Raw genomic sequence first — 14,368 nt, 5'->3', positions numbered from 1 at the left:
CCATGCGCATTCAGGTGAGACGTACCGGCGGATTCGCGGGCATCGAGCGGCGGGCCGAGGTGGACACCTCGGGGCGGGCCGATGCCTCCGAGTGGCACGCCCTGGCCGAGCGGGCGCTGGCCGTCGGCCGGGGCACACCGCCGGCCGGGGTGCCGGACGGCTTCAGCTACCGGATCACGGTGGACGGCAGGTCGGTGTACTGCGCGGATCCACGGCTGACGGAGGAGCAGCGCACACTGATCCGGAGGGTGCTGAAGGAGGGCGCGTAACAGCCCTTCGGCGCCGGGGCGTTGACGTGGACCGCCGCCGGTGCCGATGATCCGGGCCATGGTGACGACGAACCCGATGCCCCGTTTCCCGGACGGCTTCCTGTGGGGTGTGTCGACCTCGGCGCACCAGATCGAGGGGGCGGCGGACGAGCGCGAGCCGTCCGTGTGGGACGTGTTCTCGGCGGAGCCGGGGCGGATTCGGGACGGTTCGACGGCGGCGGTGGCCTGCGACCACGTGCACCGTCACGCCGAGGACGTGGCGCTGCTGGCCGGTCTGGGCGTGGACGCCTACCGCTTCTCCGTCTCCTGGCCGCGGGTGCTGGCGAAGGGCGGCCTGGACTTCTACGACCGGCTGGTCGACGACCTGTGCGCGGCGGGCGTACGGCCGGTGGTGACGCTGTTCCACTGGGATCTGCCGGTCGGGCTGGACTGGCTGGAGCGGGACACGGCCACGCGGTTCGCGGAGTACGTGGCGGAGGTCGCCGGGCGGCTGGGCGACCGCGTGACGAAGTGGATCACGCTCAACGAGCCCGCCGAACACACGTTGCTGGGGCATGCGCTGGGGGTGCACGCGCCCGGCCGGAATCTGCTCTTCGACGCGCTTCCGGTGGCCCATCACCAACTGCTCGCACACGGGCTCGCGGTACGCGCGCTGCGGGCGGCGGGGGCGGGTGACATCGGGATCGCGAACTCGCACGCTCCCACCTGGCCGGCCTCCGGGGAGGAGCCGGATGTGGCGGCGGCCGGCTTCTACGACGCCCTGCTGAACCGGATGTTCTCCGACCCGCTGCTCCTCGGCCGCTACCCGGAGGGCATCGGTGAGCTGATGCCGGGCGATGTCGAGGCCGATCTGCGGGTCATCGCGGAGCCGCTGGACTGGTACGGGATCAACTACTACGCGCCGACGCGCGTGGGCGCTCCGCGGGGCACGGAGATCGACTTCGGCGGGGTGCGGATGCCGGCCGAACTGCCCTTCTCGGTGCGGGAGATCGAGGGCCACCCGGTGACGGACTTCGGCTGGCCGGTGGTCCCCGAGGCGCTGACGGAGGTCCTCACCACCTTCCGGGCCCGCTACGGCGACCGCCTCCCGCCGGTGGTCGTCACCGAGAACGGCTGTGCCTACGAGGGCCTGGACGACCAGGACCGCATCGCCTACCTCGACGGCCACATCCGCGCGCTGCACCGGGCGGTGGAGGCGGGCGTGGACGTACGCGGCTACTTCGTCTGGTCCCTGATGGACAACTTCGAGTGGGCGGAGGGCTACGCCCGCCGCTTCGGGCTGGTCCATGTCGACTTCGGCACGCTGGAGCGGACCCCGAAGGCGTCGTACCACTGGTTCAGGGAGCTGCTGCGCGAGCAGCGCCGCTGATCAGAAGCCGAGGCGCCGCAGTTGCTTGGGGTCGCGCTGCCAGTCCTTGGCGACCTTCACGTGCAGGTCGAGGAAGACGGGAGTGCCGAGGAGTGCCTCGATCTGCTTGCGGGACTTGATGCCGACGTCCTTCAGGCGCTGGCCCTTGGGGCCGATGACGATGCCCTTCTGGCTGGGGCGCTCGATGAACAGATTGGCGTGGATGTCGAGGAGGGGCTTGTCGGCGGGGCGGTCCTCACGCGGGAGCATCTCCTCGACGACGACGGCGATGGAGTGCGGGAGTTCGTCGCGGACGCCCTCCAGGGCCGCCTCGCGGATCAGTTCCGCGACCATGACCTGCTCGGGTTCGTCGGTGAGGTCGCCCTCGGGGTAGAGGGCGGGGCCTTGCGGCATCAGGGGGACGAGGAGGTCGGCCAGCAGGTCGACCTGCTGGTTGGCGGTCGCCGAGACCGGGACGATCTCGGCCCAGGTGATGCCCAGCTCCTGGCCGAGCTGGTCGACGGCGATCAGCTGTTCCGCCAGCGTCTTGCCGTCCACCAGGTCGGTCTTCGTGACGATCGCGACCTTCGGGGTCTTCTTGATCCCGGCCAGCTCCTTGGCGATGAAGCGGTCGCCGGGGCCGAGCTTCTGGTCCGCGGGGAGGCAGAAGCCGATCGCGTCGACCTCCGCCCAGGTGGTGCGGACCACGTCGTTCAGCCGCTCGCCGAGCAGGGTGCGCGGCTTGTGCAGGCCGGGGGTGTCCACCAGGATCAGCTGCGCCTCCGGGCGGTGCACGATGCCGCGCACGGTGTGCCGGGTGGTCTGCGGCCGGTTCGAGGTGATCGCCACCTTCTGCCCGACCAGAGCGTTCGTGAGGGTGGACTTGCCCGCGTTGGGACGGCCCACGAAGCAGGCGAAACCGGCCCTGTGGACGGCCTCGGCCGGCTGCTCGGATGACTGGGTACGAACACTCATGCCGCCCATTCTCCCTGATGCGGGAAGCCCCGCCGTACCACCGTCCGCGACGGAGGCCGGGCCGGACACCCCCGAGGTGCCCGGCCCGGCCGTCCGCCCGGGGGGATCAGTCGAAGACGAACGGGCCCGGTGCCTGTGGTGCGGTGGCCGTGCAGGTGATGGTGATGAAGCCGAACGCGGTCACCTTCACGGTGCCGCCGAAGGCTTCCAGGCTGTCGCCGGGGGCCACGGTGCCGGTGAGCGGGCCGACCTCGAGGGCGTCGCCGGTTGCCATGGCGGGGTTCTTGGTGCCCTTGAAGACGGTGGTGCCGCCGCCGGCCTTCACCATCGTCAGCTCCGAGACCAGTGAGTCCTGGGCGAGGGCGACGGGCGCGGTGACCGCGGAGGTGTTGATGGTGATGGTGGCGGACGTGCCGCTCTGGGTGGCTGTCAGGGTGGCTTCGCCGCCGCCCCAGGTTCCGCAGTCGGCGTTGACGGTCGCCGCCCCGGGGGCGACGGCCGCGGCGGTGGGGGCGAAGGCGAGTCCGCAGACCGCGAGAGCGCCTGCCGCCAGGGACAGACCCGTTCCGAATCGCTTGCCTCTCATGGGATTCCGGCTCCCTTTCCGTGTGGGGGGAATTCCGTGGGGGGAACTCCGTCGGGGGAACTGTTCGAGGAACTTTTCGGGAACTTCGGCAGATGGGGTCCGGACCCGCTGCGTCACACCGTCCGGCGACGTCTCGCCGGGACCGGCGTTTCCATTGATGCGCGGGGGGCAGCGCGCGACAAGGTTGAAATCTGGCCTATTTACCGGCGGTAACACCACGGCGTCGGACCAGGTCCGTCAGCCCGCGGTGAGCGTCTCCCGTACCGTCCCGTCCGGACCGGCCACCAGCACCGGAGTGTCCGGCCCGCCGAGGTCCCGTACGGCCGCGCGGTCCTCCGCCGACGCCGAGTCCGCCTCCGTCACCACGGCCGCCGCCTCCAGCGACGTCGCGCCGGACGCCACGGCCATCGCCACCGCCGTCCGCAGGGCACTCAGCCCCAGGGAGTCCAGGGCCACGGTCCCGGCGACATACGTCCGCCCGGTCTCGTCGCGCACGGCGGCCCCCTCCGGCACACCGTTGCGGGCCCGCGCGGAACGGGCCAGGGTGACGATCTTGCGGTCCTCGGGGTCGAGCGCGCTGTTGTCGGTCATGATCCGAGCATAAAGGGGGCTCAGGGACGGTCGAGGCGGAGGCGCTCGGCGCGCGGCATCCCGGCCACGACCAGGTCGTAGGAGTCCTCGACCAACTCCCTGACGAGGTGGTCCGGGAGGGTGCCGTCCGCCGTCACCGTGTTCCAGTGGCGTTTGTTCATGTGCCAGCCCGGGACGACGAGTTCCGGGTGCTCGGCACGGAGGCGGATGGCGTCCTCGGGGTCGCACTTGAGGTTGACCTTCAGGGGCCGCGCGTCCAGGGCGGTCAGCGCGAAGAGCTTGCCCCGGACCTTGAAGACCGATGTCTCCGGGTTGAACGGGAAGTCCTCCACGGCCGCGTTGAAGGACAGGCACAGGGCGCGCAGCTCGTGCGGCGTCACTGCGGCTCCTCCTCCTCACGGGGCGGGGCCGTCGGGTCCACCGGCTCCACCAGCACCGTCACGATCTTGTTCCGGCGTCCCGCCGAGGCCTCCGCGGTCAGCCGCAGCCCACGGGCGTCGGGGAGTTCCACCACGGACGAGGCGCCCGCGATGGGCACCCGGCCCAGGTGTTTGGCGAGCAGCCCGCCGACGGTCTCCACGTCCTCGTCGTCGTACTCCTCCAGCCCGTACAGCTCGCCGAGGTCGGTGATGTCGAGGCGGGCGGTGACCCGGAAGCGGTCCTCGCCGAGCTCCTCCACGGGCGGCAGTTCACGGTCGTACTCGTCGGTGATCTCGCCGACGATCTCCTCGAGGATGTCCTCGATGGTGACGATGCCCGCGGTGCCGCCGTACTCGTCGACGGCGACGGCGACGTGGCGGCGCTCCTTCTGCATCTCGCGCAGCAGGTCGCCGGCGTTCTTGGTGTCGGGCACGAAGAAGGCCGGGCGCATCGCCGTGGACACCAGCTCGTTCTCGGCGTCCCGGCTGATGTGGGTCTTGCGGGCCAGGTCCTTGAGGTAGACGATCCCGACGATGTCGTCCTCGTTCTCGCCGGTCACCGGAATGCGGGAGAAGCCGGAGCGCAGGGCGAGGGTGAGGGCCTGGCGGATGGTCTTGTACCGCTCGATCACCACGAGGTCGGTGCGCGGCACCATCACCTCGCGCACGAGCGTGTCACCCAGTTCGAAGACCGAGTGCACCATGCGGCGCTCCTCGTCCTCGATCAGCGACTCCTTCTCCGCGAGGTCCACCATCGCGCGCAGCTCCGCCTCGGAGGCGAAGGGGCCGCGCCGGAAGCCCTTGCCGGGGGTGAGCGCGTTGCCGATGAGGATGAGGAGCGACGGGATCGGTCCCATGATCCGCGCGAGCGGCACCAGGACGTACGCGGCGGCCGTGGCCGTGTTCAGCGGGTGCTGGCGGCCGATGGTGCGCGGGGACACCCCGACGGCGACGTACGACACGAGGACCATGACCGCGATGGCGATCAGCAGCGCCTCGGCGGTCCCGTCGAACTCCCTCAGACAGCCGTAGGTGATCAGTGACGCCGCCGCCATCTCGCAGACGACGCGGACCAGCAGCGCCACGTTGAGGTAGCGGGTGGGGTCGGCGGCGATCCGCGCGAGCTTGACGCTGCCCCTGCGGCCGGAGCGTACGGCCTCCTCGGCACGGAAGCTGGAGACGCGCGCGATACCGGCCTCCGCGGAGGCGGCCAGCCAGGCGACGACGACCAGGGCGATCGCGCCGAGGACGAGTGTCGGACTCATGACACGGTCGGGGCCGGGGACGGGCCGGTCAGGCCCTTCTCCGCGCGCCAGCCGTCCACGATGGCCGCCTGCAGACCGAACATCTCGGCCTTCTCGTCCGGTTCCTCGTGGTCGTAGCCCAGCAGATGCAGCACACCGTGGACGGTGAGCAGCTGGAGCTCCTCGTCCATGGTGTGCCGCGTCGGTGCGTCCTGGCCCTGCCTGGCGGCGACCTCGGGGCAGAGCACGATGTCGCCGAGCAGTCCCTGCGGGGGCTCGTCGTCGTCCTTGGACGGGGGCCGCAGCTCGTCCATCGGGAACGACATGACGTCCGTCGGCCCGGGCAGGTCCATCCACTGGATGTGCAGCTGCTCCATGGCTGCGGTGTCCACGACGATCACCGAGAGTTCGGAGAGCGGGTGGATACGCATCCGCGCGAGTGCGTAGCGGGCGATGTCGAGGATCGCCCGCTCGTCGACCTCGGTTCCGGACTCGTTGTTGACGTCGATCGACATCTGGTGCTCAGTCTACTTCCCCTTGTGCCCGGACCGGCCGCGGCCGCCCTTGTGGGTGCCGTTCTCGGTGCCGTGCTCGCTGTCGTACTGCTCGTACGCGTCGACGATACGGCCCACCAGCTTGTGCCGGACGACATCGTGGGACGACAGCCGGGAGAAGTGGACGTCGTCCAGGCCCTCCAGGATGTCCTGCACCTGCCGCAGCCCGGATTTGGTGCCGCTCGGCAGGTCGACCTGGGTCACGTCACCCGTGATCACGATCTTCGAGTCGAAGCCGAGGCGGGTGAGGAACATCTTCATCTGCTCGGGACTGGTGTTCTGGGCCTCGTCGAGAATGATGAACGCGTCGTTGAGCGTCCTTCCCCGCATGTACGCCAGCGGCGCGACCTCGATGGTTCCGGCCGCCATCAGGCGGGGGATCGAGTCCGGGTCGAGCATGTCGTGCAGGGCGTCGTAGAGCGGGCGCAGGTACGGGTCGATCTTCTCGTAGAGCGTGCCCGGGAGGAAGCCGAGCCGCTCGCCCGCCTCGACGGCCGGCCGGGTCAGGATGATGCGGTTGACCTGCTTGGACTGCAGGGCCTGCACCGCCTTGGCCATGGCCAGGTACGTCTTGCCGGTGCCCGCCGGGCCGATGCCGAAGACGATGGTGTGCTTGTCGATCGCGTCCACATAGCGCTTCTGGTTGAGCGTCTTGGGGCGGATCGTGCGGCCGCGTGAGGACAGGATGTTCTGTGTGAGTACCTGGGCCGGGGTCTCCTGGCCGTCGCTCTCCCCGTCCTCGCTCGCCTTGAGCATGGCGATCGAGCGTTCCACTGCGTCCTCCGTCATCGGCTGCCCGGTGCGGAGCACCAGCATCATCTCGTCGAACACGCGCGAAACGAGGGCGACTTCCGTGGCGTCGCCGACCGCGCTGATCTCATTGCCCCGGACATGGATGTCGGCCCCCGGGAAGGCCTTCTCGATCACGCGCAGGAGGGAGTCGCCGGACCCCAGCACGGTCACCATGGGGTGCTGGGCGGGGACGGTGAACTGCACTTTCGCCTGTCCCTGCGCGGGGGTGCGATCTGTGGGTGTCTGAGTCATGGGCCGGCTCTGAAGGCCTGCGGATCCTCCTCAATACGGCCGCGCAGCTGAGGGCGGCCTCGCGATTCCCAGGGTACGACGCAAGGGTGACAACCCCGTAGGCCTTTTATCCGACCGAGCCAAAACCCTCCGCGCCCCACCCGACCGACACACCCCCAGCCCACCGAGCCGCCGCCTTCCAGCCCACCGAGTCGGGCGGTGGGCGGGCATGGGCCGGGGGCCAGGGGGCGGGAGCCCTCTGGCGGGGGCACGGGGGCGGAGCCCCCGGCACAGCGCGCGGGGTTCGGAGCCCCGCTCATCAGGCCGACCGGCGGAAGCCGATCGTCGGCACCGCCCGCCGCAGCGGCCACGGCCGCACCGGTTCCTCCGCCACCAGGTCCGTCAGGAACGCGTACCGCCGCAGCGCAGCCCGCTCCTGCCCCTGGACCGACTGCACCATCCGCCACCACGCCGCCGCCTCGGTCCATCCGGGAGCCGACAGCGACCCCCCGAACTCCTGGACGGACAACGCCGCCGTGAGCCCCGCGAGGGCCAGCCGGTCGGTCAGCCGCCAGCCGGCCAGGCTGCCCGTGACGAACCCGGCGACGAACACGTCCCCCGCCCCCGTCGGGTCCAGCGCCTCCACCTCGATCGCCGGCACCGACGCCGACTCCCCCGTACGCCGGTCCACCGCATACGCGCCCTCCGCACCGAGGGTGACCACCGCGACCGGTACATGCTCGGTAAGGGCGTGCGCGGCCGCGCGCGGGCAGTCCGTGCGGGTGTACCGCATCGCCTCCTCCGCGTTCGGCAGGAACGCCTCGCAGTGCCGCAGGTCGGGCAGCCGGGCGAGATCCCACTCCCCGCTGTCGTCCCAGCCGACGTCGCCGAAGATCCGTGTCCCCTTGCGCGCGGCCTGCGCGATCCAGGGCGCGCTGCGGCCCGGCGTGAGGGAGGCGACGGCGGCACGCGCGCGCGGGGGGCAGTCGGGGGCGGGCTCCTCCGGGGGTGGTTCGTGGCCGTGGGAGACCATCGTGCGCTCACCCTCGTACGCCATGGAAACGGTGACCGGTGAGTGCCAGCCGGGCACGGTGCGCGACAGGGAGAGGTCGATGCCCTCTCCCCGCTCCAGCGTGTCCCAGCAGTACTCGCCGTAGTGGTCGTCGCCGAAGGCCGCCGCGAGCGAGGTGCGCAGGCCGAGCCGGGCCAGGGCGGTGGCCATGTTGGCGACCCCGCCCGGGCTCGAACCCATCCCGCGCGCCCAGGACTCGGTCCCGCGCACCGGGGCGGAGTCGAGCCCGGTGAAGACGATGTCGAGGAATACCGTGCCGGTGAGGTAGACGTCCCAGGGCGGGTCGCCCGGTGCGCGCAGGGCGGCGAGGGGATCGAGCGGGGGCGGGCGGTCCGGTCCCTCGACGCGTGCCTTCCCGGTTGCGGCCATCACGGTGCGCTCCCTGACATGGTGCGGATCAGGCCAGTGTGCACCACACCACCGTCGGTGTGACGACCGTCACTCCATGTCGGCCCCGGGGATCACCACGGCGGCCCCGGGGGGATCACCAGCGCGGTACGGACGGCGTGACCCAGTCCGGGTCGGCGATCCGCATGGCCGCCGCGTCGTCGCGGTCCCGCAGCGAGCCGTCGTCGTCGAGCCATCGCCGGTGGAGGAACGCCAGTCGGTCCCGGTCGAGTTCCACGCCGAGGCCGGGAGCGTCGGAGACCCGCATGGCGCCGGCCTCGAAGGTGAGGCGCTCGGTGAGGACGTCCTCCGACTGCCAGGGGTAGTGGGAGTCGCAGGCGTGGTGCAGGTTGGGCACGGTCGCCGCCACGTGGGTCATCGCGGCGAGGCTGATCCCCAGGTGCGTGTTGGAGTGCATGGAGACGCCGACGCCGAAGGTGCGGCAGATGGCGGCGAGCTGCTGGGTGTTGCGCAGTCCGCCCCAGTAGTGGTGGTCGGAGAGGACGACCTGGACGGCGTCGCGGGTGAAGGCCTCCTTGATTTCGGCGAACGTCGTCACGCACATGTTGGTGGCGAGCGGTACCCCGGCGCGGGCGGCGACCTCGGCCATGCCGGGGGTGCCGAGGGTCGGGTCCTCCAGGTACTCGAGGACGTCCCCGAGTTCGGCGGCCACCTTCAGGGAGGTCTCGACGGACCAGGCGCCGTTGGGGTCGAGACGCAGGGGGTGCCCCGGGAACGCGGCGGCGAGGGCGCGGACGGCCGCGATCTCCTCGTCCGGCGCGAAGACCCCGCCCTTGAGCTTGAAGGACGTGAAACCGTAGCGGTCCTTGAACCGGCGGGCCTGCTCGACGACACCGGCCGGGTCGACGGCGGCGCCCCAGTCGTCCTTCTCCGCCGTCACGCCCTCCGGGTGGTCTGCCCACTTGTAGAAGAGATAGGCGCTGAACTCGACGGCGTCGCGCACCTTGCCGCCGAGCAGAGCGTGCACGGGCAGGCCGAGGCTCTTGCCGACGGCGTCGAGGCAGGCGACCTCGAGTGCGGAGAGCACGGACAGGCGCAGCTTGTCAGCGGTCTGCACGCCGCGCAGTCCGCCCACGTCGACCTGGCCGGAGACCCGGGAGGCGTCGACGGCCACGTCGTCGGCCTCGGTGAACAGCCGGTTCAGGTCGTCGGCGCGGCGGCCGACCAGCCGGTCGGCGAGGGGTTGGGCCAGTTCCAGGTACTTGGAGTCGCCATAGGTCTCGCCCAGTCCGGTGGTCCCGTCCGCGGTCACCACCTCGACGATCAGGCGGGGGGTGTACGGCTGGTGGACGCCCTGTGTGTTGAGCAGCGGCGGGTCGGCGACCAGGATCGGCGTGAGGCGGACCTCGGTCACGGTCAGATCGCGGGAGCGGGAGGTCGGGACGGTCGGCGTGGTCGGCGTGGTCACAGGGCGGCTCCTACGAGGTCGAGTCCGGTGGTGAGCAGGGTCCTGAGGTCGGCGAGGTCGCGGTCCGAGGGGTCGGTGAGCGGGGCGCGTACGGGCCCCACGGAGTGTCCGCGCAGCCGGGCCCCGGCCTTCACCAGCGACACCGCGTATCCGGGCGCGCGGTCGCGCAGTTCGACGAAGGGGACGTAGAAGCCGCGCAGCAGTTTCTCGAGGGTGCCCTCGTCGCCTTCGCGCAGGGCGGTGAAGAAGGCGTTCGCGATCTCGGGGGCGAAGGCGTGGACGGCGGAGGAATAGGCGGGGACGCCGACGGTGGCGTAGGCGCGGGCCTGGATCTCGGCGGTCGCCGCACCGTTGAAGAAGAGGAAGTCCTCGGGGGCGGCGAGAGTGAGGCGTTGCAGGCGGTCCAGGTCGCTGTGGCCGTCCTTGAGGCCGATGACGCCCGGCAGCGCGGCGATCCGCTTGAGCGAGTCGGCGGAGTAGGCGACCTGGCCGCGCTGGTAGGTGACGAGCGGCAGCCGGGTGCGGGCGGCGATCGCCTCCAACTGGGCGACGAGTCCGTCCTGCCCGGCGGCGACGAGGTAGTGCGGAAGGACGAGGAGGGCGTCGGCTCCGGCCTCCTCGGCGATGTGCGCGAACCGGGTGGCCTGGGCCCAGCCGTAGCCGATGCCGGCGACGACCGGTATCCGGCCGGCGCTCTCCTCGACGGTGATGGTGACGACCCGGCGGTACTCGTCCTCGTCGAGGGAGAAGAACTCGCCGGTGCCGCAGGCGGGGAAGACGGCGCCGGGAGCGGTGGTGATCCGGTCCGCGACGTAGGCGCGGAAGCCGTCCGGGTGGAGGGATCCGTCCTCGTGGAAGGCGGTGAGCGGGAAGGACAGCACCCCGTTCGCCATCCCGTCCTCCAGGCGTCTCGCCACGGAAGCCGTATCGCTCGTGTCGCTCGTGTCCGTATCGGGGCTCACCCTCGTCCATCTCCCTATGTAGATGACATCCACGTATAAGAATGCAGGTTAGATACACGAACGATGGGCGTCAATGGTCCGGCGTACGCCGCCTGCCTCCGGACTACGATCGGCCGCATGCCGGAGACAGGGGGCGTGCGCGAGGTGAAGTCCGCTGCGCGCACGGTGGAGCTGCTGGAACTGCTTGCCGCGCGCGGTGACCGCCCGGCCCGTCTCCAGGAGCTGGCGGACGCGCTGGAGATCCCGCGCAGCTCGATGTACGCGCTGCTGCAGACCCTGGTCTCCCGCGGCTGGGTCCGCACCGACGCCACCGGCTCCCTGTACGGCATCGGCATCCACGCGCTGCTCACCGGCACCGGCTACCTCGACTCGGACCCGCGCGTGCGGGCGGTGCGTCCGTATCTCGACGAGGCGTCCGTGGCACTGGGCGAGACGATCCACATGGGCCGGCTGGACGGGCACGACGTGGCCTATCTCGCGACGCGCGAGTCGCACGAGTACCTGCGCACCATCAGCCGGGTGGGACGGCGGCTCCCGGCGCACATGGGCGCGCTCGGCAAGGCCCTGCTGGCGGAACGGCCGGACGACGAACTGCCCGAAGGCCCGTACGAGGCGGCGACGCCCCACACCCACGCCTCCCGGGAGTCACTGGCGGCCGATCTGGCCCGGGTGCGCGGGCGCGGCTACGCCGTGGACCGGGAGGAGGGTGTGCGCGGGATCATCGGCTTCGGCTTCGCCCTGCGGTACGACTCCCCCGCCCAGGACGCCATCAGCTGCTCGGTGCCGGTGACCCGGCTGACCTCGGAGCGGGAGGAGCGGATCATCGCGGTGATGCGGGATATCCGGACGAAGGCGGAGGCCACCGTTTCCGCAGGTGGCGGGGCTGTTCACTGGCAGTAGCGCACACCGCTACCCAGCACTTGAGGACGTCAAACGCACGGGTGACGTAGATCACATCTGGCGCCCTCCCGTTGCCGCCTCCCGGCTTGATACAAATTGCCCGCGCGCTCCTGTCAGTCGACGGTCGTCGCCCCCCTTCCTTGCCTCTCGCACCGTCCCTTTCGCATGCCCCGGGAACGCCCGTGTTCACCCCTCGCACCACTCCCTGGCCCCTCGTCGCCCTTTTCACGGCCGGGTACCTCGCCCCCTATCTGCTGCCGACCACCGTCGGCCGGCTGGAACGCGGGCTCGACCTCTCCGCCACCCAGGCCGGTGCCGTCGGCAGCGCGCTGCTGCTGAGCTCCGCCACCGCCGGATTCCTGCTGGTCTCACGCGTGGAACGGGTCGGGGCGCGGGCCCTGGCCCGGCTGGGCCTCGTCCTGGCCGTCATCGGCTACGGCGGGGCGGCCCTCACCAGCGCCCTGCCCGTCGTCGTCGCCGGTGTGGTGGTCGGCGGCTTCGGCTCCGGTACGGCCACGACGGTCGCCGCGACCCTGATCGCCGCCCTGGGGGTCCCCTCGCGCGAGGACCTTCGAGCGTGGGGGAGCGACCCGCACCGGGCCTCCACCCTCGGGCTGCTCAGCGTCTCCGCGCTCGCGGGCCTGGTGTACCTGACGGTGCCGCACCTCCCGGGCCACGGCCTCACCCTCGCCGCCATCGCCCTCACCGCGGTGGCCGTGTGGCCGCTGACCTCCCGGCTGCCCGCCGGCACTCCCGGTCCCGGTCCCGGTCCCGCCGTCCCGGATCCGGCCGTCACGCGCCTGCCGTACCGGCGTTCGGGGCTCGTCCTGGCGGGCGCCATGCTGCTGTGGTCGCTCGCGCAGAACGCGCTGTGGGGTGTCAGCGGACGCATCGGGGTGAGTCAGGCGCACCTGTCCGAGCCGACCGTGGGTGTCGTCTTCGCGGTGGCCCTGGGCGCCGGGCTGCTGAGCATCGTCGGCGCGGGCGCGCTGGGCTCACGACTGGGACGCGCGCTGCCCATCGGCGGCGGCACGGTCGTCATCGCGGGCTGCATCGCGCTCAGCGCCTCGGCGACCGGGCTGGGCAGCTTCGCCGCGGGTGAGATCGCCTGGAACGCGATCTACCCGGTGGTGCTGTCGTACCTGATCGGGTTGGCCGCCTCGCTGGACCCCCGGGGCCGGTGGGCCGCGCTGGTCGGTTCGGCCTCCGCACTCGGCACGGCGGCGGGACCGCTGACCGGCAGTGTGCTCTCCGCGCAGGCCGGGTTCCCGGTGATGGGCGCGGTGCTCGCCGCCGGCCTGCTGCTGGTCGCGGTGCCGATGACGGCGGTCGCCCTGCACACCGGCGGGCGTCCCCTGCTGCCGGGCGCGGTCCGCCGCCGCGGGGGCCACCCGGCGGCCTTGGTCGCCGCGTCCACGGTCACGCCGACGGGCGCGGTGCCCGAGGTCGGCGCGCCGGAACAGCCGGTGGTGGAAATCCCCCTGGACGGCACCCCCGCCCCGGCCCAGCGCGCCTACGACACGGCAGCGGCAACGCGAGGACCGGGACTCGCCTGAAGCCCCTCCCGCGCCCCGGTGCCGACGCGGGGCAGCCCGACGCCGGGGCGTGCGGCGAGGGTGAAGGCGAGCTCATGTTCCAGCATGCCTTCGTCATGGAGGTGCGGTGCGACCATCGGCCGGCATCCCACGGCCATATGGCCGTGTCACCGACGTTTCGGAAGTCCCACCCGCTGCAGATCGTGCGCCACGGTCAGCTCGCCCTCGTACCCGGCCGCCCGTGCCTGCCTCTCGAACTCCTCCGGGTCGGAGTAGCGCTGGCTGAAGTGGGTGAGGACCAGTCGGCGTACGCCCGCGTCCCGCGCCACCCGCGCCGCCTGCCCGGCGGTCAGATGGCCGAACTCCACGGCGAGTTCCTCGTCCTCGTCGAGGAACGTCGACTCGATCACCAGCAGGTCGCAGCCCTCGGCGAGCGCGTACACCCCGTCGCACAGCCGGGTGTCCATCACGAACGCGAACCGCTGCCCGCGCCGCACCTCGCTGACCTCCTCCAGCGACACCCCGCCCAGCGAACCCTCGCGCTGGAGACGGCCGACGTCCGGGCCCTTGATGCCGTGCGCGGCCAGCCGGCCGGGCAGCATGCGCCGGCCGTCGGGCTCGACCAGCCGGTACCCGTACGCCTCGACGGGATGGGACAGTTTCCGCGCCTCCAGCGTGTAACCGGGGGTGCGGGCCAGCGGGCCGTCCGTGTCGACCGGGGCCTCGGTGAGGGGGACCGTCTCGCGATACGCGGTGGCGTGCCGCAGACGGTCGAAGAAGCGCTGCCCGGAGCGGGGGTAGTGGGCGGTGATCTCGTGCGGCACCTTGTCCAGGTTGACGCGCTGGATCACTCCGGCGAGGCCCAGGGAGTGGTCGCCGTGGAAGTGGGTGACGCAGATCCGGTTCAGGTCGTGGGCGGCGACCCCGGCGCGCAGCATCTGGCGCTGAGTTCCCTCGCCGGGGTCGAACAGGATGCCTTCGCCGTCCCAGCGCAACACATAGCCGTTGTGGTTGCGGTGCCGGGTGGGGACCTGGCTGGCGGTGCCGAGCACCACCAGTTCACGTACGGACAAC

The 14,368-nt window shown here is 71.6% G+C and carries 15 protein-coding genes; 4 read left to right on the top strand and 11 right to left on the bottom strand.

Going from position 1 to position 14,368, the window contains the following annotated elements; translation table 11 throughout:
- Positions 1–2 precede the first annotated feature (2 nt).
- Together ACZ5C2_RS03070 and ACZ5C2_RS03065 are read left to right on the top strand one after the other, a co-directional pair.
- Positions 3–269, top strand: a complete 267-nt coding sequence (locus ACZ5C2_RS03070; protein ID WP_468785927.1) for a protealysin inhibitor emfourin — start codon at positions 3–5, stop codon at positions 267–269.
- 58 nt (positions 270–327) lie between these two features.
- Positions 328–1,638: a GH1 family beta-glucosidase gene (locus ACZ5C2_RS03065; RefSeq protein WP_468785925.1), complete on the top strand. Its 1,311-nt coding sequence runs from the start codon at positions 328–330 to the stop codon at positions 1,636–1,638.
- On the opposite strand, the gene era is transcribed toward ACZ5C2_RS03065, so the two are convergent.
- The 10 genes from era to ACZ5C2_RS03015 form a co-directional block, all read right to left on the bottom strand.
- Complete coding sequence (era, locus tag ACZ5C2_RS03060; RefSeq protein WP_468785923.1) at positions 1,639–2,592, bottom strand: GTPase Era; 954 nt, start codon at positions 2,590–2,592, stop codon at positions 1,639–1,641.
- Between the two features lie 106 nt (positions 2,593–2,698).
- Positions 2,699–3,178, bottom strand: a complete 480-nt coding sequence (locus tag ACZ5C2_RS03055) for a hypothetical protein (protein WP_468785921.1) — start codon at positions 3,176–3,178, stop codon at positions 2,699–2,701.
- A 237-nt stretch (positions 3,179–3,415) separates the two neighbouring features.
- Positions 3,416–3,769 carry a cytidine deaminase gene (locus ACZ5C2_RS03050; protein WP_468785919.1) on the bottom strand — a complete coding sequence of 118 codons (354 nt, stop codon included), beginning with the start codon at positions 3,767–3,769 and terminating at the stop codon, positions 3,416–3,418.
- 20 nt (positions 3,770–3,789) lie between these two features.
- Complete coding sequence (locus ACZ5C2_RS03045) at positions 3,790–4,149, bottom strand: MmcQ/YjbR family DNA-binding protein (protein ID WP_468785917.1); 360 nt, start codon at positions 4,147–4,149, stop codon at positions 3,790–3,792.
- Positions 4,146–5,453 (bottom strand): hemolysin family protein, encoded by a 1,308-nt coding sequence (locus ACZ5C2_RS03040; protein ID WP_468785915.1) that lies wholly within the window; start codon positions 5,451–5,453, stop codon positions 4,146–4,148. The genes ACZ5C2_RS03045 and ACZ5C2_RS03040 overlap by 4 nt, the downstream gene beginning before the upstream one ends.
- The gene (gene ybeY, locus ACZ5C2_RS03035; RefSeq protein WP_468785913.1) at positions 5,450–5,947 is read right to left on the bottom strand and encodes an rRNA maturation RNase YbeY; all 498 of its coding nucleotides are present in this window, start codon (positions 5,945–5,947) and stop codon (positions 5,450–5,452) included. Before ybeY ends, ACZ5C2_RS03040 begins: the two co-directional genes overlap by 4 nt.
- A gap of 12 nt (positions 5,948–5,959) precedes the next feature.
- On the bottom strand, positions 5,960–7,030 hold the full coding sequence (locus tag ACZ5C2_RS03030; RefSeq protein ID WP_468785911.1) for a PhoH family protein: 1,071 nt from the start codon (positions 7,028–7,030) through the stop codon (positions 5,960–5,962).
- Between the two features lie 298 nt (positions 7,031–7,328).
- On the bottom strand, positions 7,329–8,450 hold the full coding sequence (locus tag ACZ5C2_RS03025) for a carbohydrate kinase family protein (RefSeq protein WP_468785909.1): 1,122 nt from the start codon (positions 8,448–8,450) through the stop codon (positions 7,329–7,331).
- Between the two features lie 115 nt (positions 8,451–8,565).
- A complete protein-coding gene (locus ACZ5C2_RS03020; RefSeq protein WP_468785907.1) occupies positions 8,566–9,897 on the bottom strand; it encodes a glucarate dehydratase family protein in 1,332 nt (443 codons plus the stop codon).
- Positions 9,894–10,790, bottom strand: a complete 897-nt coding sequence (locus tag ACZ5C2_RS03015; RefSeq protein WP_468786682.1) for a 5-dehydro-4-deoxyglucarate dehydratase — start codon at positions 10,788–10,790, stop codon at positions 9,894–9,896. Before ACZ5C2_RS03015 ends, ACZ5C2_RS03020 begins: the two co-directional genes overlap by 4 nt.
- A gap of 186 nt (positions 10,791–10,976) precedes the next feature.
- Here ACZ5C2_RS03015 and ACZ5C2_RS03010 point away from each other — a divergent pair, with 186 nt between their 5' ends.
- Both ACZ5C2_RS03010 and ACZ5C2_RS03005 read left to right on the top strand, forming a co-directional pair.
- Positions 10,977–11,759: an IclR family transcriptional regulator gene (locus ACZ5C2_RS03010; protein ID WP_468785905.1), complete on the top strand. Its 783-nt coding sequence runs from the start codon at positions 10,977–10,979 to the stop codon at positions 11,757–11,759.
- 182 nt (positions 11,760–11,941) lie between these two features.
- On the top strand, positions 11,942–13,315 hold the full coding sequence (locus tag ACZ5C2_RS03005; protein ID WP_468785903.1) for an MFS transporter: 1,374 nt from the start codon (positions 11,942–11,944) through the stop codon (positions 13,313–13,315).
- Between the two features lie 146 nt (positions 13,316–13,461).
- Here ACZ5C2_RS03005 and ACZ5C2_RS03000 read toward each other — a convergent pair whose 3' ends face one another.
- Positions 13,462–14,367, bottom strand: a complete 906-nt coding sequence (locus ACZ5C2_RS03000; RefSeq protein ID WP_468785901.1) for a ribonuclease Z — start codon at positions 14,365–14,367, stop codon at positions 13,462–13,464.
- Position 14,368: the final 1 nt, after the last annotated feature.

Source organism: Streptomyces sp. NPDC031365, from assembly GCF_055569765.1.
Note: the sequence above shows the minus strand (reverse complement) of the source record. Positions and strands in the feature narration are given on the sequence as shown.

Excerpts from the sequence above, each read along its gene's own strand:
- ACZ5C2_RS03010 (WP_468785905.1), top strand. The coding sequence starts at position 10,977 with ATGCCGGAGACAGGGGGCGTGCGCGAGGTGAAGTCCGCTGCGCGCACG.
- ACZ5C2_RS03050 (WP_468785919.1), bottom strand. The coding sequence starts at position 3,769 with ATGACCGACAACAGCGCGCTCGACCCCGAGGACCGCAAGATCGTCACC.
- ACZ5C2_RS03070 (WP_468785927.1), top strand. The coding sequence starts at position 3 with ATGCGCATTCAGGTGAGACGTACCGGCGGATTCGCGGGCATCGAGCGG.
- ACZ5C2_RS03065 (WP_468785925.1), top strand. The coding sequence starts at position 328 with ATGGTGACGACGAACCCGATGCCCCGTTTCCCGGACGGCTTCCTGTGG.
- ACZ5C2_RS03015 (WP_468786682.1), bottom strand. The coding sequence starts at position 10,790 with ATGGCGAACGGGGTGCTGTCCTTCCCGCTCACCGCCTTCCACGAGGAC.
- ACZ5C2_RS03040 (WP_468785915.1), bottom strand. The coding sequence starts at position 5,453 with ATGAGTCCGACACTCGTCCTCGGCGCGATCGCCCTGGTCGTCGTCGCC.
- ACZ5C2_RS03025 (WP_468785909.1), bottom strand. The coding sequence starts at position 8,450 with ATGGCCGCAACCGGGAAGGCACGCGTCGAGGGACCGGACCGCCCGCCC.
- era (WP_468785923.1), bottom strand. The coding sequence starts at position 2,592 with ATGAGTGTTCGTACCCAGTCATCCGAGCAGCCGGCCGAGGCCGTCCAC.
- ACZ5C2_RS03055 (WP_468785921.1), bottom strand. The coding sequence starts at position 3,178 with ATGAGAGGCAAGCGATTCGGAACGGGTCTGTCCCTGGCGGCAGGCGCT.
- ybeY (WP_468785913.1), bottom strand. The coding sequence starts at position 5,947 with ATGTCGATCGACGTCAACAACGAGTCCGGAACCGAGGTCGACGAGCGG.
- ACZ5C2_RS03030 (WP_468785911.1), bottom strand. The coding sequence starts at position 7,030 with ATGACTCAGACACCCACAGATCGCACCCCCGCGCAGGGACAGGCGAAA.